Source organism: Pseudomonas marincola, from assembly GCF_900116605.1.
Classification (GTDB): domain Bacteria; phylum Pseudomonadota; class Gammaproteobacteria; order Pseudomonadales; family Pseudomonadaceae; genus Aquipseudomonas; species Aquipseudomonas marincola.
In genome coordinates, this window is sequence record NZ_FPBC01000003.1 from 106,734 (window position 1) to 125,749 (window position 19,016).

The following is a 19,016-nucleotide window of genomic DNA, read 5'->3' on the forward strand; positions in this document are numbered from 1 at the left end:
GGGCAGTTCGTTTTCTGGAAATGCCTCAATGCCTCGCGAAATTCGTATTGCTACCCGTAAAAGTGCTTTGGCCTTGTGGCAGGCAGAGCATGTAAAAGCTCGGCTTGAACAAGCGCATCCGGGGCTGATTGTTACCCTGGTGCCGATGGTCAGCCGTGGCGACAAGCTGCTGGATGCGCCGCTGGCGAAAATCGGCGGCAAGGGCCTGTTCGTCAAAGAGCTTGAAACCGCCATGCTCGAAGATCAGGCCGATATCGCCGTCCACTCAATGAAAGACGTGCCGATGGACTTCCCGCAAGGCTTGGGCCTGTATTGCATCTGCGAGCGTGAAGACCCGCGCGATGCATTCGTCTCCAACACCTATTCCAGTCTTGATGCATTGCCTGCTGGCAGCGTCGTTGGCACGTCCAGCTTGCGCCGTCAGGCCCAGTTGCTGGCGCGTCGTCCCGACCTGAAAATCCAGTTCCTGCGCGGCAACGTCAACACGCGTCTGGCCAAGCTTGATGCCGGCGAATATGACGCCATCATTCTTGCGGCCGCCGGTTTGATCCGCCTCGGCTTTGAGTCGCGCATCACTGCAAGCATCAGCGTCGACGACAGCTTGCCAGCGGGCGGGCAGGGCGCTGTGGGGATCGAGTGCCGTACTGCAGACACCGAAATCCATGCCTTGCTGGCGCCTTTGCACCACACCGAAACCGCCATGCGTGTGACCGCCGAGCGTGCGCTGAACAAGCACCTCAATGGTGGCTGCCAGGTCCCAATCGCTTGCTACGCACTGCTTGAAGGTGATCAGTTGTGGTTGCGCGGCCTGGTCGGCCAGCCCGATGGCAGCCAGCTGCTCAGCGCGCAGCAGCGGATGCCGGCAACAGCCGCCGAACAGCTGGGCGTCGCTGTGGCCGAAGACCTGCTACAGCAAGGCGCCGCAGCGATTTTGCAGGCGGTTTACGGCGAGGCCGCAAGCGAGTGAGTGAATGGCGCCTGTTGCTGACGCGCCCGGCAGAGGAGTCTGCGGCGCTGGCACAGGTGTTGGCCGAGCGTGGAATCTTCAGCAGCAGTTTGCCGCTGCTGAAGATCGAAGCGCTGGTGCCGGGCGACGAGCAGAGCGCGGTGATAGAGCAAATAGGCAATTACTGCGCGGTTATCGTGGTCAGCAAACCTGCTGCGCGGCTGGGCCTGAGCCTGCTCGACCAATACAGCGTCAAGCATCAAGCCACTCAGCCGTGGTTTAGCGTTGGCGCTGCAACCGGACAAATCATTGCCGACGCAGGCCTGCAGGTGCATTACCCGGCAAGCGGTGATGACAGCGAAGCGTTGCTGGACATGGCGCAACTGCAACAAGCCATTGCGCATGTGCAAAACCCGCGGGTGTTGATTATGCGCGGCGAAGACGGACGTGAATTACTCGCCGATCGTTTGCGCAGTCAGGGCGTAGTGGTTGATTATCTAGCGCTGTATCGGCGTACCCTGCCGCAATACGCACCTATGGCGTTGCCGGAGTTAGTCAGCCGTGAACGTTTGAACGCTCTGGTGATCAGTAGTGGGCAGGGGCTGAGCAACCTGTTGTTACTGGCTGGCGAGCGCTGGAAAGCGCTAAGCAAGCTACCCTTGTTTGTACCAAGCCCCAGAGTTGCCGAAATGGCCAGCGCTGCTGGCGCTGAGACTGTTGTGGATTGCCGTGGTGCGAATGCCGCGGCGTTGTTGGCAGCGTTGCAGGAAACCTCTGCACCGGCCCCCTAAAAACAAAGGATGGATACGTGAGCGAAGCGATTACCCCAAAAGAGCCAGAGCAATCGACTCCGGTTAACCCGACGCCACCGAGCCCGCCCAAGGACAAACAGCCTTCAAAAGGTAACGGTTTAGCGATCATTGCGCTTTTGCTCGGCGCTGCAGGCGTCGCCGTGGGCGGTTGGGGCGTCTGGCAGATGCGCGATCTCGAAACGCGCGGCCAGCAGCAGTTGAGCCAATTGCAGCGTACCGAAGCGCAAGCCGATGCGGTCGCCGAGCGCGCCAAAGGTCTCGATGCGCGGCTGGAACAGTTGCCATCGCCTGAAAAACTGGAAGCCAATCGCCAACTGGTCGTGCAGTTGCAAGCCGATCAGCAACTGCTCAACAAGCGCCTTGAGACCGTTCTCGGCGCCAGTCGTCAGGAGTGGCGTCTGGCCGAGGCCGAGCATTTGTTGCGTCTTGCCAGTTTGCGCTTGTCGGCACTGCAAGACATCAACAGTGCGACTGCGCTGGTTGAAGCCGCCGATGAAATTCTTCGTGGCCAGGATGATCCGGCCGCCTATGCTGCCCGTCAGCAATTAGCCAAGAGCTTGGAAGCCCTGCACACAACTGCTAATCCGGACCGTACCGGGCTGTTTTTGCAGATCGGTGCGCTGCGTGATCAGGCTGTACAGTTGACTGCACTCAATCCGGTCTTCAATGGCGGTGACGGCGTGCTGCACGACGTTGCGCAGGCCAACTACGAAGCTGGCTGGTGGGCCGAGTGGCTGGATAAGCTATCGCAATACGTGCGCCTCGATTTCGATGCCGACCAGAATGTTCGTCCGCTGCTCGCCGGGCAAAGCCTGGTTCAGGTGCGTCTGGCCCTGAGCCTGGCGCTGGAACAAGCGCAATGGGCCGCTTTGCACGGGCAGACGCCGGTCTACAAACAAGCCATGCGTCAGGCTGCTGAGGTGCTTGATGCCAACTTCAATCAGGACAACCCGAGCAGCCGTGCATTGCGTAACCGCATTGTTGAGCTGTTCGACAAGCCGATTGAGGTGGATGCACCGGATCTGAGCGAGTCGCTGACGGCTGTGGATGCTTATATCGAACTCAAGCAATCCGCTCGTGAACGCCTCAAAGACGCAGCGCCTGCTGACGAAGCCGAAGCGGGGGATGCCAGCCAATGAAGCGGTTTTATCTGCTGGTTCTGCTGATGCTTGTGGCGGGCGGTCTGGCCTTGCTCGGGCTGGCCATCGCTGAACACAAAGGTTATGTGCTGTTCGCCTATCAGGGCTTCCGTTACGAGTCGAGCCTGTGGGTATTTTTGGCTCTGATGGTCGCCATCTTGCTGGTGGTGTATCTCGTGCGCCAAGTCCTGCGCCTGGTGTTTGTATCGGGCGAGTGGGTTAATCCATGGTCTCGTCGTCACCGCAGCCGTCGGGTCAAGCTGGCGACCGAACAAGGGTTTGTGGATTTGGTCGAGGGCCGCTGGGAGCACGCATTGCGTCATTTGCGCCGCGCTGGCGATCATTCACCATTGCCGCTGATGTATTACCTGGGCGCTGCGCGAGCAGCCCACCAACTGGAAAAATACAGCGAAAGCGAAGCCTTGCTGGAAAAGGCAGTACAGCGCCAGCCACAAGCTGAGTTGGCTGTTGCCTTGACCGACGCCGAGTTTCAGATCGAGCGCGGTGAAACGCAGGCCGCGCTGGAAACTTTGCAGGTGATGCACGAGCGTTACCCGGACAATCAGCAGGTGCTGTTCAAACTTCAGGAAATCTATGTTGAGCGCAAGGAGTGGTCCGCTCTTCTGGGCTTGCTGCCTAAGCTGCGCAAAGACAAGGTGCTGACTGACGCGCAACTCGAAGTGATCGAGGCGCAGGCTTGGTCGGGGCGTCTGGCCGATGCCGGACACACGGATGAGCAGTCGGCAGATTCCGCGAACTCGACCCTGACCAACGCCTGGCAGCAGCTTTCTGCAAACCAGCGCCAAGAGCCGCAACTGCTTGCCGTTTATGCGGATCAATTGCGTGCGCTGGGCAATGACGATGGCGCGGAAGAGTTGCTGCGCAGTGCCTTGCAGCGCAAATATGACAGCCGTCTGGTGCGCTTGTACGGACTGTTGCGCAGTTCCAACCCAGCTCGCCAGTTGCAGGCGGCCGAGGGTTGGTTGAAGGGGCACTCCGACGATGCCGGTTTGCTTCTGACTCTGGGTCGTTTGTGCCTGCACAACAAATTGTGGGGCAAAGCCCGCGATTATTTAGAAAGCAGCATGCGCCTGCAGCGTCATCCGGAAACCTGTGCCGAGCTGGCCAGGCTGCTTGCCCAGTTAGGCGAAGTGGAGCGCAGTAATCAATTGTTTCAAGAAGGCTTGGGCCTGCTTGATCAACGCTTAATTGGTTTGCCGAGAGCCGCCTCGCTCAGCCGCTGACCGGGCTGCTGCCTCACGGCATGTCGATAAATCTGATCCGGACGTATGGTCGGATTAGCAGGATGGGAACCGCTCTATATGGGCGGTTTTCACTTGTATGCACTAAGTGCTTTACTCTACCGTAGCTGTCTTTACTCAATCAGCTGGAGCTGTCATGTCGTTGGCCAGACCCCGTTCATTATTCGCCCTTGCGTTCCTGGGCTGCGTTGCCTTGATGGGTGGCGCACTTTATCTGGAACATATCGTTGGTCTTGAGCCATGCCCGCTGTGTGTGTTGCAACGCATATTCGTGATCGCTTTTGCCGTGGTCTGCCTGATCGGTGCCATCCACGGTCCTGGTCGCATCGGTACGCGCGTCTACTCGGTATTTGCATTGTTGTTTGCAGCCGGCGGCGCCGCCACGGCCGCACGGCAAATCTGGTTGCAAACGGTGCCGGCAGATCAACTGCCTGCGTGCCTGCCGAGCCTTGAATACATGATGGACGCGCTGCCGTTTCAGGAAATCATCCGGGTGGTTCTGCACGGTTCTGCAGATTGCGCCGAGGTGAACTGGACGCTTTTCGGCATGAGCATTCCCGAGTGGAGCTTGTTGGCTTTTGTCGGCATGATCGGTTTCGCCCTGTTGCAACTGCTGCGCCGCGACTGACATCACTCGCTGCGCGTCAATTTGTTGCTTGGGCTGTGCCGCCAATGAGCGTATTGTTGTTGGCTAGATGCCGCGAATGACGCGGCATTGCGATTAAAACGTACGTATTAAATTTGTCGCTCATGTAGCTTGATGGGGCGAATTTGCCAGCATACTCTGGCCATCAAGCAGTAAAGTGTGTTGGGCGTATTTGCCTGATCAGGCGATTGTTGGGCCGTCAAAAAAACGTATCGGATCGGGCGTAAAATAGAAAAACCGATAAGGGAAGTGAGGCCATCATGCTCGAGAGTTGTCAGAACGCGCAGGAACGTTGGGGTGGTGTAAACCTGTTAATCGATCGTTGGTTACAGGAACGCCAGGAGCTGATCAGTAGCTATGATGCTGTGCACGCTGCGCCTCAGGCTTCCGCCGCCGCAACGCAGGCACTGCAACGGTTTTGTGAAGTTCTGGTCGATTATGTATCGGCAGGACATTTCGAGGTCTATGAGCAGTTGACCAACGAGGCCAAGGCTTTCGATGATCAACGCGGCTTGGAATTGGCCAAGAAAATCTACCCGCGTATTGATGCAATCACTGAGGTCGCGCTGTCATTCAACGACCGTTGCGATAACGGCGACTGCCGCGATAATGCATCCCAGGCACATGAGCTCAAGCAACTGGGGCAATTGCTTCATGAACGCTTTGACCTTGAAGACTGCCTGATCGAAGTGCTGCATAACGCCCATCAACATCAGGCCAGCGCCACCGTATAAGTTGTCGTAAAACCCTGTGAGTCGAGCTGATGAGTTTGCAGTTGGCGCTGAACAAGGCCCGCTGCAAACGCGCCTATGACGCCTGCCTTGAAGCGTTAATTATTGCTCTGATTTACGTCCTGAAAACTTCTCGTTGCCCCGAATCCTTTCGATGATCTGCTGATGCCCTTCAGCAGATTTTGTTGCTATGTGCGTGAGTAACTAGCGACCACTCGGTCAGGCGTCTAGTATGGCTGCATATATCCCCGCCAGGAGGCGTTATGTCAGCTAAACAGAAAGCGAATAAGAAAGCAGTTCGTACCCCTTTGCATCTACTTCAACAGCTTTCCGGCAGCCTGCTTGATCACCTTGAAGATGCGTGCAGCAAGGCGTTGGTTGATGCTGAAGAACTGCTGGCCAAGCTGGAAACCCAGCGCGGCAAAGCGCAGGAAAAACTGCACAAGTCTCGCGGCAAACTGCAAGACGCCGCCGAGGCGGGTAAGGCCAAGTCACAGGCCAAGGCGCGCAAGACAGTCAATGAGCTTGAAGATCTGCTCGACGCACTGAAAGAGCGTCAAACGCAAACGCGTGAATACATCGCACAGCTCAAGCGCGATGCTCAGCAGAGCTTGCGACTGGCCCAAGGTGTTGCTCGTGTTAAGGAAGCAGCCAACAAGGCTCTGGTCAGCCGTGAGGCTAAACCTGCAACTGTGAAGCCAGCGCCAAAACCCGCTGCTCGCACTGTTGCAAAAACAGCGGCCAAACCTGCAGCGAAAACAGCTGCCAAGCCCGCTGCTAAAACTGCGGCAAAACCCGCTGCAAGAGCTACTGCCAAGCCTGCAGCAAAACCTGCTGCAAGGGCGGCTGCTAAGCCCGCCGCCAAACCCGCGACAAAGACGGCTGCGAAACCGGCTGCCAAGTCCGCCGCAAAAACCACTACCAAGCCCGCAGCAAAAACTGCTGCTGCGACTTCCGCTAAACCTGCGGCAAAACCCGCAGCAAGGGCAGCAGCGAAGCCTGCCGCGAAACCTGCACCAAGAGCAGCGGCAAAACCCGCCGCTAAGCCCGCCACCAGAACAGCAGCTAAACCTGCGCCAAAGGCGGCAGCAAAGCCTGCGGCTAAACCCGCTGCCAAAGCGCCTGCAAAAGCTGCGGCTAAACCTGCAGCAAAACCCGCCGCAACTGCCGCTGCAAAGCCGGCCGCTAAGCCTGCAGTAAGGGCTGCCCGCAAACCAGCGGCCAAGCCGGCAGCTAAACCAGCTGCTAAAACCGCGGCCAAGCCAGCAGCCAAGCCAGCTGCTCAACCCGCTGCGGCTACTCCGGCGGCTCCAACTGCACCTGCATCGACTGCCAGCGTCACCACACCGGTAACGCCATCTTCAGAGTCATAATCGGGCAAGTGCCGTGGCCGAGTCGCACAGTAAGTTTTGTGCGGCCCGGCCACTGTCGGCCAGCGGCGCGCTCAGCGAAGTCAGCCATAAGCCGACACTCGGTTGGTCGCTGCGCGGCCATTGGGTTGCAAGCCCGGCCAGACGTTCGAGCTGAATGCGCTCGGCTTGCAACTCAAGCTGTTTAACCTGCTCACGCAATGCCTTCAGTTGCGGGTCGTCAAAGGCTCTTGCTCGCCAGTCCTGGCGCACTCCACGCAGACACCTGACTACCTGCTCTTGCCATGGCTGACTCATCGCCCGCAGTTGCGCGGCGCGTTCAGCACTGCACTCAACGCCGTTGACCCCGAGCCAAGCACCGCAGAGCAGCAGACACACGTCGGCGCCATGCTCTTGCAGCTCCAGGCAGGCGGTTTCCACGCCGGGTTGGCTGTAGAGTTGTTCGGCGAAATGCCACAGATCAGAGGACATGCTGCTTCCTGAGTGATTAGTCGGCGACTCTGGTAGAATCCGCCGCCATTATGATCCGACTTCAAAACCTCACTTTACAACGTGGCCCTCAGCGTCTGCTAGAAGATGCCGAGATGACCCTGCACGCCGGCCATAAAGCGGGCCTCATCGGTGCGAACGGCGCGGGTAAGTCCACGCTTTTCGCCTTGCTGCTGGGCGAGCTGACACCGGATTCCGGTGATTGCCTGCTTCCGGCAGACTGGCGTATTGCCCACATGCGCCAGGAAATCGATGCCCTTGAGCGTCAGGCAGTTGAGTATGTGCTCGACGGCGATACTCATCTGCGTCGGGTTCAGGCCGAGCTGGCAGGTGCTGAGGCAGCAGAAGACGGCGCGGCAGTTGCCCGTCTGCACGTTGAACTCGATAGCCTTGACGGCTACACCGCCGATGCCCGTGCGCGCAAATTGCTGGCTGGTCTGGGATTTGAGAATGCGCAGATGGACCGTCTGGTCAGCGATTTCTCCGGTGGCTGGCGTATGCGCCTGAATCTGGCGCAGGCGCTGATGTGCCCGTCCGATTTGTTGCTGCTCGATGAGCCGACCAACCACTTGGATCTCGACGCCATTCTGTGGCTCGAGGGCTGGTTGAAAAGCTACGCGGGCACATTGCTGCTGATCTCTCACGATCGCGATTTCCTCGATGCCGTAGTCGATCACGTCGCCCATCTCGACCAGCAAAAGCTGACGCTGTATCGCGGTGGCTATTCGGCGTTCGAGCGCACCCGTGCTGAGCGTCTGGCGCAACAGCAGCAGGCGTACGAGAAGCAGCAAGCGCAACGCGCGCACATGGAAAAGTACATCGCCCGATTCAAGGCGCAGGCTACCAAGGCTCGTCAGGCCCAGAGCCGGATCAAGGCACTTGAGCGCCTGGAAGAGTTGGCGCCGGCGCACGTTGATTCACCGTTCGATTTCAGCTTTCGTGAAGCGCACAAGATTTCCAGCCCGTTGCTGGATCTCTCGGAAGGGCGTCTTGGCTATGGCGAGACGGTAATCCTTGAAAACGTGAAGCTGAATCTGGCGCCGGGTGCGCGGATTGGATTGCTTGGGCCTAACGGCGCGGGTAAATCGACGCTGATCAAGAACCTGTCGAACGAGCTGAGTCCGATTTCAGGCCGCTTGCAGCGTGGCGAGAATCTGGTGGTCGGCTACTTTGCCCAGCATCAACTCGACTCACTGGACGACAAAGCCAGCCCGCTTCTGCATTTTCAGCGACTGGCGCCCACCGAGCGTGAGCAAACCCTGCGCGACTTCCTCGGCGGTTTTGATTTCCGTGGCCCGCGCTGCGATGAGCCTGTGGTTAATTTCTCGGGTGGCGAGAAGGCGCGTCTGGCCTTGGCCTTGATTGCATGGGGCCGGCCGAACCTGCTGTTGCTCGATGAGCCAACCAACCACCTCGATCTGGAAATGCGCTTGGCATTGACCATGGCGCTGCAAGAGTTCGAAGGCGCCGTGGTGGTGGTTTCTCACGACCGGCACTTGCTTAAAAGCACCACCGACGAGTTCCTGCTGGTCGCAGACGGTCGGGTTCAGCCGTTTGACGGAGACCTTGAAGACTACTCGCGCTGGCTGATCGATTTCCGCTCGCGGCAGGCAGTGAGTAATCAGGTGGTGGCGGAAGGCACAGCCGACCGTACCGACAAGCGTGCACAGCGTCAGGCTGCGGCAGCGTTGCGTCAGCAATTGGCGCCGCATAAGCGTCAGGCCGAGAAGCTGGAGAAAGAGCTTGGCCAGTTGCATGAGAAGTTGGCCGCGGTTGAAACCAAGCTCGGCGACAGTGACCTCTACGACGCTTCGCGCAAGAATGAATTGCGTGATTTGCTGGCGGAGCAGGGCACGTTGAAAAGCCGCGAAGCAACGCTGGAAGAACAGTGGATGGAAGCACTGGAAATTCTTGAAGAGTTGCAACGCCAGTTGGAAGAAGCCAGCTAGCATTAAGCTGTTCCGTGTCGGCGCCAGCCGTTGGCTGCGCTGACATAGATTGATGCAAATTTGTTGTTTTAGCCTGCCTCTGCCCACTTGGCGGCGTCATGCGCCAGGTGCTTAATAGCGGGCGCAAAAATGCCGCTGTCGTGGCAACCTCTCACGCTTCTCTCTAGAGATAAACCTGATTATGGAATGGCTGGCTAACCCGGAAATTTGGGTTGCGTTTCTGACCCTGACCGCCCTGGAAATTGTTCTCGGCATCGACAATATTATCTTCATCTCGATTCTGGTCAGCCGTCTGCCCAAGGAGCAACAGCCGCGCGCACGCTTCTTCGGTCTGGCCTTGGCCATGGTTACGCGAATTCTGCTTTTGCTCTCGATCAGTTGGGTGATGCGCCTGACTACCGACCTGTTCGTGGCGTTTGGGCACGGTATTTCGGGGCGCGACCTGATCTTGTTCTTCGGTGGTCTGTTCCTGTTGTTCAAGAGCACCATGGAGATCTATCACAGCCTTGAAGGCGCTGAAGAGCAGCAGGCGAGCGGCGGTAAAGCTTATGGTTTCATGGGCATCATCGTGCAGATCGCGATCATCGACATCGTCTTCTCGCTCGACTCGGTCATTACCGCAGTCGGCCTGGTTGATAACGTACCGGTCATGGTCGCGGCGATTATCATCTCGGTTGTGGTGATGATGCTCTCGGCCAGCACCATCAGTAATTTCATCGACAAGCACCCGTCGCTGAAAATGCTCGCGCTGTCCTTCCTCATCGTCGTCGGCACCATGCTGGTGGCTGAGGCCTTTGAAGTGCACGTGCCGAAAGGTTATGTGTATTTCGCCATGGCTTTCTCGCTGGCGGTCGAGGCGATCAACATTCGTCTGCGTGGCGCCATGGCCCGCAAGCAAGGACAGGAGCCTGTGCGCTTGCGTAAAGACACGCCGGAATGATCGCCAGCGTGGGGTTGTTTGATGCATGATAAAGAGGCGGGTTTTTCCCGCCTCTTTCTATTGGGCTGATTCGATCTTGAGGTGATTGCTGTGGCGCTTGAAACCTGGATGGCGTTTTTCGTGGCGTGCTGGATTATCAGCCTGTCGCCGGGTGCGGGCGCTATCGCGTCGATGTCATCTGGCCTGCAGTACGGTTTCTTGCGTGGTTACTGGACGGCACTGGGCCTGCAGATCGGCCTGATTCTGCAAATCACGATTGTTGCCGCCGGTGTTGGCGCAATCCTCGCGACCTCGGCTGTGGCCTTCAGCCTGATCAAGTGGTTCGGTGTGGTCTATCTGGTTTATCTGGCCTATCGCCAGTGGCGTGCGCTGCCGAGCGACTTGTCTGCCGAGTCTTCCGAGCGCCCAACCGGGCGACCGCTGAGTCTGGTTCTGCGCGGTTTTCTGGTCAATTTCAGCAACCCCAAAGCCATTGTGTTCATGCTCGCGGTATTGCCGCAGTTCCTCAATCCACATGAGCCGCTGCTAAGCCAATACCTGATTATGGGCGTGACCATGATCAGCGTGGACCTTATTGTCATGGCGGGCTACACCGGCCTGGCATCCAAGGTGCTGCGTATGCTCCGCAGCCCGCGCCAGCAGCGTGTGATGAATCGCACATTCGCGGTGTTGTTTGTCGGCGCTGCGAGCCTGCTGGCAACTGTCAGCCGCGCCTCGGCTTAAGCCGCCGCCGCTTTACCACTCAATTGGCTGGCCGTCCCACGCCCAGAAACTGCCGGTTTGTTCCGGGTCGTGGCGGTCAATCTGCGCCAGCAGTTGGCTGGCTGCATAGGTGCAGCTGAACAGTTTTTCGCTTGGCACATTGGCCTGAAACGGTTTTGAAAGCTCAGTGTCGGTGGTCCCCGGATGCAGCAGCAATACGCAGCTTTGCGGGTTGAGCCGACGCAGTTCGATGCTGGCGGTGTGCATTAACTGATTGAGTGCCGCCTTGCTGGCGCGATAGCTGTACCAGCCGCCCAAATGGTTATCGCCAATCGAGCCAACCCGTGCTGAAAGTGCCGCAACCGTGCAGGCGTGGCGCCCACGTAGTAGGGGCAACAAGTGCTTGAGAAGCAGAACCGGGCCAAATGCATTGGTCTGGAAGGCTGCGTGCAAACTCTGCTGATTAAGTTGCGCCAGGCCTTTTTCCGCACGTGCGCCATCCTGATGCAGCACGGCTGCGGTACTGATCAGCACATGCAGTCGACTTATCTGCCCCTGTAGTTGGCTGGCGAAGCGCTCGATAGAGGCTTCATCGGTAACATCCACATTGCAGCGTTCAAGGCGCCCGGGGTAACGCTTTTGCAGCGCATCGAGTTCAGGCGACTCGCACGCTGAGCGGGCAATAGCCCAGATACAGCCGGTGTGTGGACTGGCCAAAAGTTGCTCGGTCATTGCCAGACCAATGCCACGGCTGGCACCGCAGATCACAATATTTGCAGCTTCTTGCAAGCGGCTGGACAGCGTCATAACGGGTCTCCGGAGGCTTTGCGACAAATCGACACTGACGATCAGACATTTGGGGCTTGAGGAAAATCGTTAGGGAGGCAACAATGTAATGCCACCCATTCGTATTTGGGATTGAATCCTATATGTTTCTTCCACGCCGTATCATTTGCTGGCTGCTACTCCCACTGACTCTGCTCTGCAGCCTTGCTGCAATGGCCGAGGCCGGTGATGGCGCTGCCCAAGCGCTGCATATGCTCGGATACCTCGGTGCGGATTACCCCGCAACCGTCGCTGATGGCAAGATTATTGATGCCAGCGAGTATCAGGAACAACTCGAATTTCTCACCGTGCTGCAAGGTTTGATTGTGGCATTACCGGCCCAGGAAGGTCGTGATGAACTGGTGTCGGGCGTTGCCAGCCTGCGCAAGAACATCGAACAACGCGAAGACGGTGGCAAGGTCGCCATTCAGGCGCGGCAGCTGGCAGCCAACTTGGTCAGCACCTATCAGGTGAGTCAGGCGCCGGCGATCACGCCTGATCCTACTCGCGGCGAGCCACTGTTTGCTCAGCACTGTGCTGTTTGTCATGGCCAGACCGGTGCTGGCGATGGCCCTGCAGGCATTGGCCTTGAGCCGCCTCCGGCGAACCTGCGTGACGCTGCGCGGATAGACCGCCTGAGCCTCTACGATATCTACAACACTATTGGTCTGGGCATTGAAGGCACCGACATGGCGGCGTTCGCCGACCAGCTCGATGATCGTCAGCGCTGGGATCTGGCCAGTTATATTGCCGGCTTTACTGCCGAGCCAGTGGCAGAGGGCAAGTCTTTCGGGATTGCCAGCCTGGCGGCGCAAACGCCCGCCGAAGTGGCGACGGCGCAAGGTCCCGAGGCCGCCGCGTTGTTCCGTGCCCAGCGCGCCCAGCCACCGGTTGAACAACGTGGCCCTGCGCAACTGATCGATCACACTCGCCAGACGTTGGAGCATAGCCTCAAGGCCTACACCGAGGGCGATTCAGAGCAAGCCTATGACTTGTCTGTCGGTGCGTATCTGGAAGGCTTCGAGCTGGTCGAGAGTGCACTGAACAACATCGACTCTGATCAGCGCAAGATCACCGAGAAAGCACTGATGGCTTATCGTCAGGCATTGCAGGATGGTCTGTCGGTGCCGGTCGCAGCGCAGCGTCTGGAGCAGGCCAAGGTTGAGCTGGCGAAGTCTTCCGACTTGCTCGGCGGCGATGCCATGTCCGCCTCGCTGACCTTCATTTCAAGCTTGCTGATCCTGCTCCGTGAAGGCCTTGAGGCCATTCTGGTACTGGCGGCGATTCTGGCATTCCTGCGCAATACCGGGCAGGAAAAAGCCGTACGCAGCGTTCATGTCGGTTGGGGCTTGGCGATTGCCGCAGGCTTTGCGACATGGGCTCTGGCGGCCTACCTGATTGATGTCAGCGGTGCGCAACGCGAATTGCTCGAAGGCGCTACCGCCTTGTTTGCCAGCGTCATGGTGTTGTGGTTGGGCGTGTGGATGCACGACCGCCGTCATGCCGCCGCGTGGCAGAGTTACATCAAGAGCAGCCTGGTGAGTGGCGGCGGTCGTTTCGGCTTTGCCCTGCTGGCCTTCTTCTCGGTGTACCGCGAACTGTTTGAAGTCATCCTGTTTTACGAAACACTCTGGCTGCAGGCCGGGCCTGAAGGCCACAGCATGGTCATCTTCGGCGCTTGTGCGGCGTTGGTTATATTGATTGGCCTGGCGTGGGTGATTCTGCGTGGGTCGCGCAAACTGCCGCTGGTTACCTTCTTCAGCCTCAACGCAATTCTGCTCTGCGTGCTGTCGGTGGTATTTGCCGGTCACGGTATTGCAGCCCTGCAAGAAGCTGGCGTTATTGGCACACGTCCGGTCAACTTCTTCGAGTTTGACTGGATGGGTATTCACCCAGATGCCTACAGCCTGGGCGCTCAAGCTGTGGCGCTGACGGCAATCGTGGTGCTGTATGGCCGTAGCTGGCTGACCGAACGCCGGCGCGCGGAAGTTGCTCAGCCCTAAGTTGTAACGATCCGAGAAAACCCGGCTTGCCACAAGGCTCGCCGGGTTTTTTAATGCCACACATAAATACGGGGGATTGGTTAATGCGCGTTTGGATAGATGCTGATGCTTGCCCGCGAGCTGCGCGCGATCAGGTGGTCAAGTTTGCCCTCAAGCGTGGCTTTGAGGTGGTGTTGGTCGCCGGGCAGTCTCAGCCACGGCCTAACTTCGCGTGTGTGAAGCTGATCGTGGTGCCAAGCGGCCCCGACGCGGCCGATGATTATCTGGTCGAGCATGCAGTGCCTGGCGAATTGGTTATTTGCAGCGATGTGCCGCTGGCTGACCGGCTGGTGAAGAAGGGCGTGGCGGCGCTCGATCCGCGCGGCAAAGAGTTCGACGAGCGCAACATGGGCGAGCGTCTGGCCGTGCGTAACCTGTTCACCGATCTGCGCGAGCAAGGCCAGATGGGCGGCGGACAGAGCGCATACGGCGAAAAGGACCGCCAGCAGTTCGCCAATTCATTAGACCGAATTCTGACCCGCTTAACCCGCATCTAGGAGAATGGATTAACCTGCGGTTTATCCATCCTCCGCCTCAGGCACACCACGGAGGATGGATAGCCCCAACGGGGCAATCCGTCATGGCGACGCAAACGTCGCCGCCTGACGGCCCAGGCGTTTTCGCGATTCGATTCGGCAATCAAATGTCAAACCATGAGCATCCATAAGGCCGCAATGGCAATAAATTTGCGGTGCTCAACCACACAAATAGGTGCCGGTGCCAACCGCGATCAATTCGCCGTCGTCGTTGTGCAATTCGCTGCGTACCACGGCGACCTTGTTCCCAGAACGCAACAACACCGCGCTGGCGGTGAAGCGTTTGCCACGGCCGGGGCGCAGGAAGTCGACTCGCAGGTCGATGGTGCCCAGCTTGGACAGGCGCGCCATGCGTTCACTGCCGGAAAGGTGTTGGTGGCGTTCGAATGCGCCGATCAGCGCCATGGCTCCGCCGGCTACGTCGAGTACCGAGGAGATGACGCCGCCGTGGAGAATGCCCTGAATGAAGTTGCCGATTAGCTCATCTTTCATGACAAAACTCATAAGTACCAACTCGGGCGAGAGTTGATCGATCTCGATGCCAATCACATTGTTGAATGGGATGCGCTGGAAGAAGCTGCTGACCGCCTGTTTCAGTTCGTCGGTCAATTCGAAGGGCTGCTGGTTCATGGGTGGCTCGCGTTAACGGAATGGGTCAACGCTGCCGGACAAAACCTGCCGTGACCAGAGGCACGGCAGGTGTACGGTGATTATTGGCGCAAACGGCCTATGAGCCCCGTTTTAGTGCTGAGCCAGTTCCAGCACACGGTCGACCAGCTTGTAGATACCAGACGCAGCCTGACTGATGGATTGCGCGAGCATGTAGGCCGGCGTCGTGACCAGCTTGTGTTGGCTGTCTTCGACAATTTCGCTGACTTCACACTCCTGATGCACTGCGCCCATTTTAGTCAGCGCTGTCGCGGTTTCTTCATCTTTGCCGATGGTGCAGGTAATGCCCTGACCAAATATCTTGGCGGCCATGGCGGGAGCGATGCACATCAGGCCGACTGGTTTCTGTGCGCTGACAAACCCTTGCGCGGCCTTTAAAACGTCGGGCTGAACGGTGCAATTGGCGCCGGCGATGGCGAAGTCCGAGAGGTTTTTGGCCGCGCCAAAACCGCCGGGAATAATCAGCGCATCGTAGTCGGCTGCGTGCAGTTCACGCACATCTTTGATTTCGCCACGGGCAATACGCGCCGACTCGACCAGCACATTCCGCGTCTCGCCGGTTTCGTCGCCACTGAAGTGGTCGACCACGTGCATTTGTTCGATATCCGGGGCGAAGCACTGCACCAATGCGCCGCGCTGATCCAGGCGCAGCAGGGTGATAACGCTCTCGTGGATTTCGGCGCCATCGTAGACGCCACAACCAGACAAAATCACCGCAACTTTTTTATTCATCAAAGGCTCCTGGGCAAAACATTGGGCCGGGTTGCGCAAGGCAATTGCGGCAGATTATCGGTAAACAATGGAGTGTATTTTTACCGGCCAAGTTCAACGCGCGCGATCAGCGTTGTGCTGTATTTGTTCGCGTGGTCACTCTTCGGTATTTCAAATCTGTGTTCGACCTGCGTAGTCTGCCTGCGCAGGCTTAAATCGGCTTAATTGAACACTTAAATCCAGCATAGCGAAGACTCAGATGTCAGATAGGAAATTACTTTACCGCGCCATAATCCCCGTACGCTGGGGCGATATGGACAGTTACGGGCATGTGAACAACAGCATTTACATGCAATACATCGAAGAGGCGCGGGTGGCGTGGTTCGAGGAAGTCGGGGTGGTGATGAATAACGTCCCCAAAGGCCCTGTGGTGCTGCAGATCCAGCACACATTCCTGAAGCCGGTGGTGCACCCTGCAACAGCCTGTGTTGAGCTTTTTGCTGGCGTTTTGGGGCGCAGCAGCATGGTGCTGGAGCATCGGCTGACCACGCTTGAGCAGCCCGACATTGTGTATGGCGAAGGAAATTGCAAAATCGTCTGGATCGATCATCAGGCGGGGCATTCGGTGCCGCTGCCGGAGTTCCTGCGCAACGCATTCGCGGACTGAATCGGCCACATTATTGGCAAATGCGGCTTGAGTGCCTGCAAGTTTGGCGGGATATGTCGCGGTAATCAGTTGTGGGTTGGGCTAGGATTGACTGCATAAGTTGCCTGCCAATAACTACAAAATGATGGCCGTGTCATGAACTACATTCTCTTTGCCGTGCCGGTGTTTTTTGCCCTGATTGCGCTTGAACTGCTGGCTGACCGCTGGCGTGGCGTGCGCACCTACGGTTTCTCCGATGCGCTGAACAGCCTCAGTGCTGGCGTGCTCTCGACCAGCTTGGGGCTGGTGACAGGCGTTGTCGGGCTGCTCACGTACAGCCTGGCCTGGGAGCATCTTGGGCTGTTTGAGTTCGACCCTGAGCAGTTCTGGGTCTGGCTGTTTGCGCTGGTCTTCTACGACTTTTGCTATTACTGGCATCACCGCCTTGGCCATGAGCGCAATGTGCTCTGGGCGGCGCATTCGGTGCATCACCAGAGTGAAGAATACAATCTGACGACTGCGCTGCGGCAAACCAGCAGCGGCTTCCTCTGCGGTTGGGTGTTCTATTTGCCGATGGCGATTGTCGGCGTACCGCCGTTGGTGTTCCTGACGGTGGCCGCGATTGATCTGCTCTATCAATTCTGGGTGCACACCCGCCATATTGCCAAGCTTGGCTGGTTTGAGTGGGTGTTCGTCAGCCCGTCCAATCATCGTGTGCATCATGCGCAGAACCGGGTCTACATGGACCGCAATTACGGCGGCGTGTTGATTATCTGGGACCGGCTGTTTGGAACCTTTCAGGAAGAACTCGACGATGAGCCCGTGGTTTTCGGGGTGACAGTGCCCTTGGCCAGTTGGAATCCGCTGTGGGCGAACCTGCAGGTGTATGCCTCGCTTTGGCACGACGCCCGACACACGGCGTCGCTCAAGGATAAATTGCGCATCTGGTTTATGCGCACCGGCTGGCGACCTGCTGATGTGGCGGCGCGCTTTCCGCAGAGCAAGCCTGATCTGGCCAACTTCGTGAAATTCGATGTGCCGCTGACCACGGCCAGCAAAGCCTACGCCGTGCTGCAATTGGGCGTGGCTCTGGCGGCGGGCAGTTATCTCATGGCGGTTAGCACGTCGGTCAGGCTGCAGGCATTGTTGCTCGGTTGCATGTGGATAGCGCTGAGCCTGTTTTGCCTCGGCATGTGGCTGGAGAATCGAGCGGGTTCCCGGCGGTTGGAATGGCTGCGACTCGCCAGCAACTGGCCGCTGCTGTGGTTGGCCGGGCTTAGCGGGTTACTGGCACTTTCTCCAAGCGCCTGGTTGGTTTTGGGGGTTTACACGCTGATAAATGCTGCGCTGCTGTGGGGTTTTCAGCGACGCTCGGCGTATGCGCCAGTCTGACATTCAACTGCACGCGCCTGCTTGAGATGCAGGCTCGACTAAAGCGCAACCAAGCAGCCACAATACGACTCTGAATTTAAGCCTGAGCTGCGACGCGCAGTCGCAGCTGTCATTGTGCTGTCATCATTTGGTCATAATGACGCTTTATAACTGCCGCACTCGCCCGTCCGCGCGGGCCCAGGAGTCTGTCGTGAGTTTTACCCCTGCCAATCGCTTGTTCCCCGCCACTCGTTTGCGTCGTAATCGTCGTGATGACTTTTCCCGTCGTCTGGTGCGTGAAAATCGCTTGAGCGTTGATGATCTGATTTTGCCGGTGTTCGTGCTGGACGGTGAAAACCGTCGCGAGGCCATTCCATCAATGCCAGGTGTCGAGCGCTTGTCTATTGATCTGTTGCTGAGCGAAGCCGAGAAGTGGGTTGAGCTGGGCATTCCTGCGCTGGCTTTATTCCCGGTAACGCCGCTCGAAAAGAAGTCGCTCGACGGCAGTGAAGCGTGGAACCCGGAAGGCATCGCCCAGCGTGCTATCCGTGCATTGCGTGCACGTTTCCCCGAGTTGGGCGTGATCAGTGATGTGGCGCTGGATCCGTTCACCACGCACGGTCAGGACGGCATTCTGGATGAAGATGGCTACGTGCAGAACGACATTACAGTCGATGCGCTGGTCAAGCAGGCGCTGTCGCACGCTGAGGCTGGTGCGCAGGTTGTGGCGCCGTCCGACATGATGGATGGCCGCATTCAGGCAATCCGCGAGGCGTTGGAGTTGGCCGATCACACCAATGTGCGGATCATGGCCTACTCGGCCAAATACGCGAGCGCCTATTACGGCCCGTTCCGTGATGCCGTGGGCTCGGCTGCGAATCTGGGCAAGAGCAACAAGAACACCTATCAGATGGACCCGGCCAATACCGATGAGGCGCTGCACGAAGTGGCTGCCGATTTGGCCGAAGGGGCTGATATGGTGATGGTCAAGCCGGGCATGCCGTATCTCGACATCCTCTGGCGCGTCAAACAGGAATTTCGTGTTCCGACCTTTGTCTATCAGGTGTCGGGCGAGTACGCCATGCACATGGCCGCCATCCAGAATGGCTGGTTGAGCGACGCAGTGATCCTTGAATCACTGACTGCCTTCAAGCGCGCGGGCGCAGACGGCATTCTCACTTATTTCGCCGTTCGCGCGGCAGAACAGTTGAAGCAGGGACAGTAGTCCCA

At 58.1% G+C, this 19,016-nt stretch carries 19 protein-coding genes; 15 read left to right on the forward strand and 4 right to left on the reverse strand.

Features of this window, described 5'->3' with window-relative positions:
- The first annotated feature begins 28 nt into the window (after positions 1–28).
- The 7 genes from hemC (at position 29) to BM395_RS06810 (ending at position 6,909) form a co-directional block, all read left to right on the forward strand.
- The gene (gene hemC / locus BM395_RS06780) at positions 29–967 is read left to right on the forward strand and encodes a hydroxymethylbilane synthase (protein ID WP_090510014.1); all 939 of its coding nucleotides are present in this window, start codon (positions 29–31) and stop codon (positions 965–967) included.
- Positions 964–1,737, forward strand: a complete 774-nt coding sequence (locus BM395_RS06785; protein ID WP_090510017.1) for a uroporphyrinogen-III synthase — start codon at positions 964–966, stop codon at positions 1,735–1,737. The genes hemC and BM395_RS06785 overlap by 4 nt, the downstream gene beginning before the upstream one ends.
- 17 nt (positions 1,738–1,754) lie before the next feature.
- Positions 1,755–2,897: a uroporphyrinogen-III C-methyltransferase gene (locus BM395_RS06790; protein ID WP_090510020.1), complete on the forward strand. Its 1,143-nt coding sequence runs from the start codon at positions 1,755–1,757 to the stop codon at positions 2,895–2,897.
- On the forward strand, positions 2,894–4,141 hold the full coding sequence (locus BM395_RS06795) for a heme biosynthesis HemY N-terminal domain-containing protein (protein WP_090510023.1): 1,248 nt from the start codon (positions 2,894–2,896) through the stop codon (positions 4,139–4,141). Before BM395_RS06790 ends, BM395_RS06795 begins: the two co-directional genes overlap by 4 nt.
- A gap of 154 nt (positions 4,142–4,295) precedes the next feature.
- Positions 4,296–4,787: a disulfide bond formation protein B gene (locus BM395_RS06800; RefSeq protein WP_069898474.1), complete on the forward strand. Its 492-nt coding sequence runs from the start codon at positions 4,296–4,298 to the stop codon at positions 4,785–4,787.
- Between the two features lie 278 nt (positions 4,788–5,065).
- On the forward strand, positions 5,066–5,539 hold the full coding sequence (locus BM395_RS06805; RefSeq protein ID WP_069898473.1) for an Rsd/AlgQ family anti-sigma factor: 474 nt from the start codon (positions 5,066–5,068) through the stop codon (positions 5,537–5,539).
- 260 nt (positions 5,540–5,799) lie between these two features.
- A complete protein-coding gene (locus tag BM395_RS06810) occupies positions 5,800–6,909 on the forward strand; it encodes an AlgP family protein (RefSeq protein WP_090510025.1) in 1,110 nt (369 codons plus the stop codon).
- Here the strand turns inward: BM395_RS06810 and BM395_RS06815 are convergent.
- Positions 6,904–7,377, reverse strand: a complete 474-nt coding sequence (locus tag BM395_RS06815) for a TIGR02444 family protein (RefSeq protein ID WP_090510028.1) — start codon at positions 7,375–7,377, stop codon at positions 6,904–6,906. The two genes, BM395_RS06810 and BM395_RS06815, sit on opposite strands and share 6 nt — an antisense overlap.
- Positions 7,378–7,427: 50 nt before the next feature.
- Between BM395_RS06815 and BM395_RS06820 the strand changes: the two genes are divergently transcribed.
- The 3 genes from BM395_RS06820 (at position 7,428) to BM395_RS06830 (ending at position 11,007) form a co-directional block, all read left to right on the forward strand.
- On the forward strand, positions 7,428–9,344 hold the full coding sequence (locus tag BM395_RS06820; RefSeq protein ID WP_090510031.1) for an ATP-binding cassette domain-containing protein: 1,917 nt from the start codon (positions 7,428–7,430) through the stop codon (positions 9,342–9,344).
- A 181-nt stretch (positions 9,345–9,525) separates the two neighbouring features.
- Entirely contained in the window at positions 9,526–10,284 is a 759-nt protein-coding gene (locus BM395_RS06825) for a TerC family protein (protein WP_090510033.1), read from the forward strand.
- 108 nt (positions 10,285–10,392) lie between these two features.
- Positions 10,393–11,007, forward strand: coding sequence for a LysE family transporter (locus tag BM395_RS06830; RefSeq protein ID WP_371850760.1), 615 nt, complete (start codon positions 10,393–10,395; stop codon positions 11,005–11,007).
- Positions 11,008–11,019: 12 nt separating this feature from the next.
- Here the strand turns inward: BM395_RS06830 and BM395_RS06835 are convergent, their stop codons facing one another.
- The gene (locus BM395_RS06835) at positions 11,020–11,793 is read right to left on the reverse strand and encodes an SDR family NAD(P)-dependent oxidoreductase (RefSeq protein ID WP_090510036.1); all 774 of its coding nucleotides are present in this window, start codon (positions 11,791–11,793) and stop codon (positions 11,020–11,022) included.
- Between the two features lie 122 nt (positions 11,794–11,915).
- Here BM395_RS06835 and BM395_RS06840 point away from each other — a divergent pair, with 122 nt between their 5' ends.
- Together BM395_RS06840 and BM395_RS06845 are read left to right on the forward strand one after the other, a co-directional pair.
- Positions 11,916–13,814: an FTR1 family protein gene (locus BM395_RS06840; RefSeq protein WP_090510038.1), complete on the forward strand. Its 1,899-nt coding sequence runs from the start codon at positions 11,916–11,918 to the stop codon at positions 13,812–13,814.
- 83 nt (positions 13,815–13,897) lie between these two features.
- The gene (locus BM395_RS06845) at positions 13,898–14,350 is read left to right on the forward strand and encodes a YaiI/YqxD family protein (RefSeq protein ID WP_090510041.1); all 453 of its coding nucleotides are present in this window, start codon (positions 13,898–13,900) and stop codon (positions 14,348–14,350) included.
- 198 nt (positions 14,351–14,548) lie between these two features.
- On the opposite strand, the gene BM395_RS06850 is transcribed toward BM395_RS06845, so the two are convergent.
- Positions 14,549–15,019, reverse strand: a complete 471-nt coding sequence (locus tag BM395_RS06850; protein WP_090510044.1) for a thioesterase family protein — start codon at positions 15,017–15,019, stop codon at positions 14,549–14,551.
- A 111-nt stretch (positions 15,020–15,130) separates the two neighbouring features.
- Entirely contained in the window at positions 15,131–15,790 is a 660-nt protein-coding gene (elbB, locus tag BM395_RS06855; RefSeq protein WP_090510046.1) for an isoprenoid biosynthesis glyoxalase ElbB, read from the reverse strand.
- A gap of 238 nt (positions 15,791–16,028) precedes the next feature.
- Between elbB and BM395_RS06860 the strand changes: the two genes are divergently transcribed.
- The 3 genes from BM395_RS06860 (at position 16,029) to hemB (ending at position 19,011) form a co-directional block, all read left to right on the forward strand.
- Complete coding sequence (locus tag BM395_RS06860) at positions 16,029–16,436, forward strand: acyl-CoA thioesterase (RefSeq protein ID WP_090510049.1); 408 nt, start codon at positions 16,029–16,031, stop codon at positions 16,434–16,436.
- Positions 16,437–16,571: 135 nt separating this feature from the next.
- The gene (locus BM395_RS06865) at positions 16,572–17,807 is read left to right on the forward strand and encodes a sterol desaturase family protein (RefSeq protein WP_090510052.1); all 1,236 of its coding nucleotides are present in this window, start codon (positions 16,572–16,574) and stop codon (positions 17,805–17,807) included.
- 190 nt (positions 17,808–17,997) lie between these two features.
- The gene (gene hemB, locus BM395_RS06870) at positions 17,998–19,011 is read left to right on the forward strand and encodes a porphobilinogen synthase (protein WP_069898460.1); all 1,014 of its coding nucleotides are present in this window, start codon (positions 17,998–18,000) and stop codon (positions 19,009–19,011) included.
- Positions 19,012–19,016 lie beyond the last annotated feature (5 nt).

Excerpts from the sequence above, each read along its gene's own strand:
- hemC (WP_090510014.1), top strand. The coding sequence starts at position 29 with ATGCCTCGCGAAATTCGTATTGCTACCCGTAAAAGTGCTTTGGCCTTG.
- BM395_RS06795 (WP_090510023.1), top strand. The coding sequence starts at position 2,894 with ATGAAGCGGTTTTATCTGCTGGTTCTGCTGATGCTTGTGGCGGGCGGT.
- BM395_RS06800 (WP_069898474.1), top strand. The coding sequence starts at position 4,296 with ATGTCGTTGGCCAGACCCCGTTCATTATTCGCCCTTGCGTTCCTGGGC.
- BM395_RS06805 (WP_069898473.1), top strand. The coding sequence starts at position 5,066 with ATGCTCGAGAGTTGTCAGAACGCGCAGGAACGTTGGGGTGGTGTAAAC.
- BM395_RS06810 (WP_090510025.1), top strand. The coding sequence starts at position 5,800 with ATGTCAGCTAAACAGAAAGCGAATAAGAAAGCAGTTCGTACCCCTTTG.
- BM395_RS06815 (WP_090510028.1), bottom strand. The coding sequence starts at position 7,377 with ATGTCCTCTGATCTGTGGCATTTCGCCGAACAACTCTACAGCCAACCC.
- BM395_RS06820 (WP_090510031.1), top strand. The coding sequence starts at position 7,428 with ATGATCCGACTTCAAAACCTCACTTTACAACGTGGCCCTCAGCGTCTG.
- BM395_RS06825 (WP_090510033.1), top strand. The coding sequence starts at position 9,526 with ATGGAATGGCTGGCTAACCCGGAAATTTGGGTTGCGTTTCTGACCCTG.
- BM395_RS06830 (WP_371850760.1), top strand. The coding sequence starts at position 10,393 with ATGGCGTTTTTCGTGGCGTGCTGGATTATCAGCCTGTCGCCGGGTGCG.
- BM395_RS06835 (WP_090510036.1), bottom strand. The coding sequence starts at position 11,793 with ATGACGCTGTCCAGCCGCTTGCAAGAAGCTGCAAATATTGTGATCTGC.
- BM395_RS06840 (WP_090510038.1), top strand. The coding sequence starts at position 11,916 with ATGTTTCTTCCACGCCGTATCATTTGCTGGCTGCTACTCCCACTGACT.
- BM395_RS06845 (WP_090510041.1), top strand. The coding sequence starts at position 13,898 with ATGCGCGTTTGGATAGATGCTGATGCTTGCCCGCGAGCTGCGCGCGAT.
- BM395_RS06850 (WP_090510044.1), bottom strand. The coding sequence starts at position 15,019 with ATGAACCAGCAGCCCTTCGAATTGACCGACGAACTGAAACAGGCGGTC.
- elbB (WP_090510046.1), bottom strand. The coding sequence starts at position 15,790 with ATGAATAAAAAAGTTGCGGTGATTTTGTCTGGTTGTGGCGTCTACGAT.
- BM395_RS06860 (WP_090510049.1), top strand. The coding sequence starts at position 16,029 with ATGTCAGATAGGAAATTACTTTACCGCGCCATAATCCCCGTACGCTGG.
- BM395_RS06865 (WP_090510052.1), top strand. The coding sequence starts at position 16,572 with ATGAACTACATTCTCTTTGCCGTGCCGGTGTTTTTTGCCCTGATTGCG.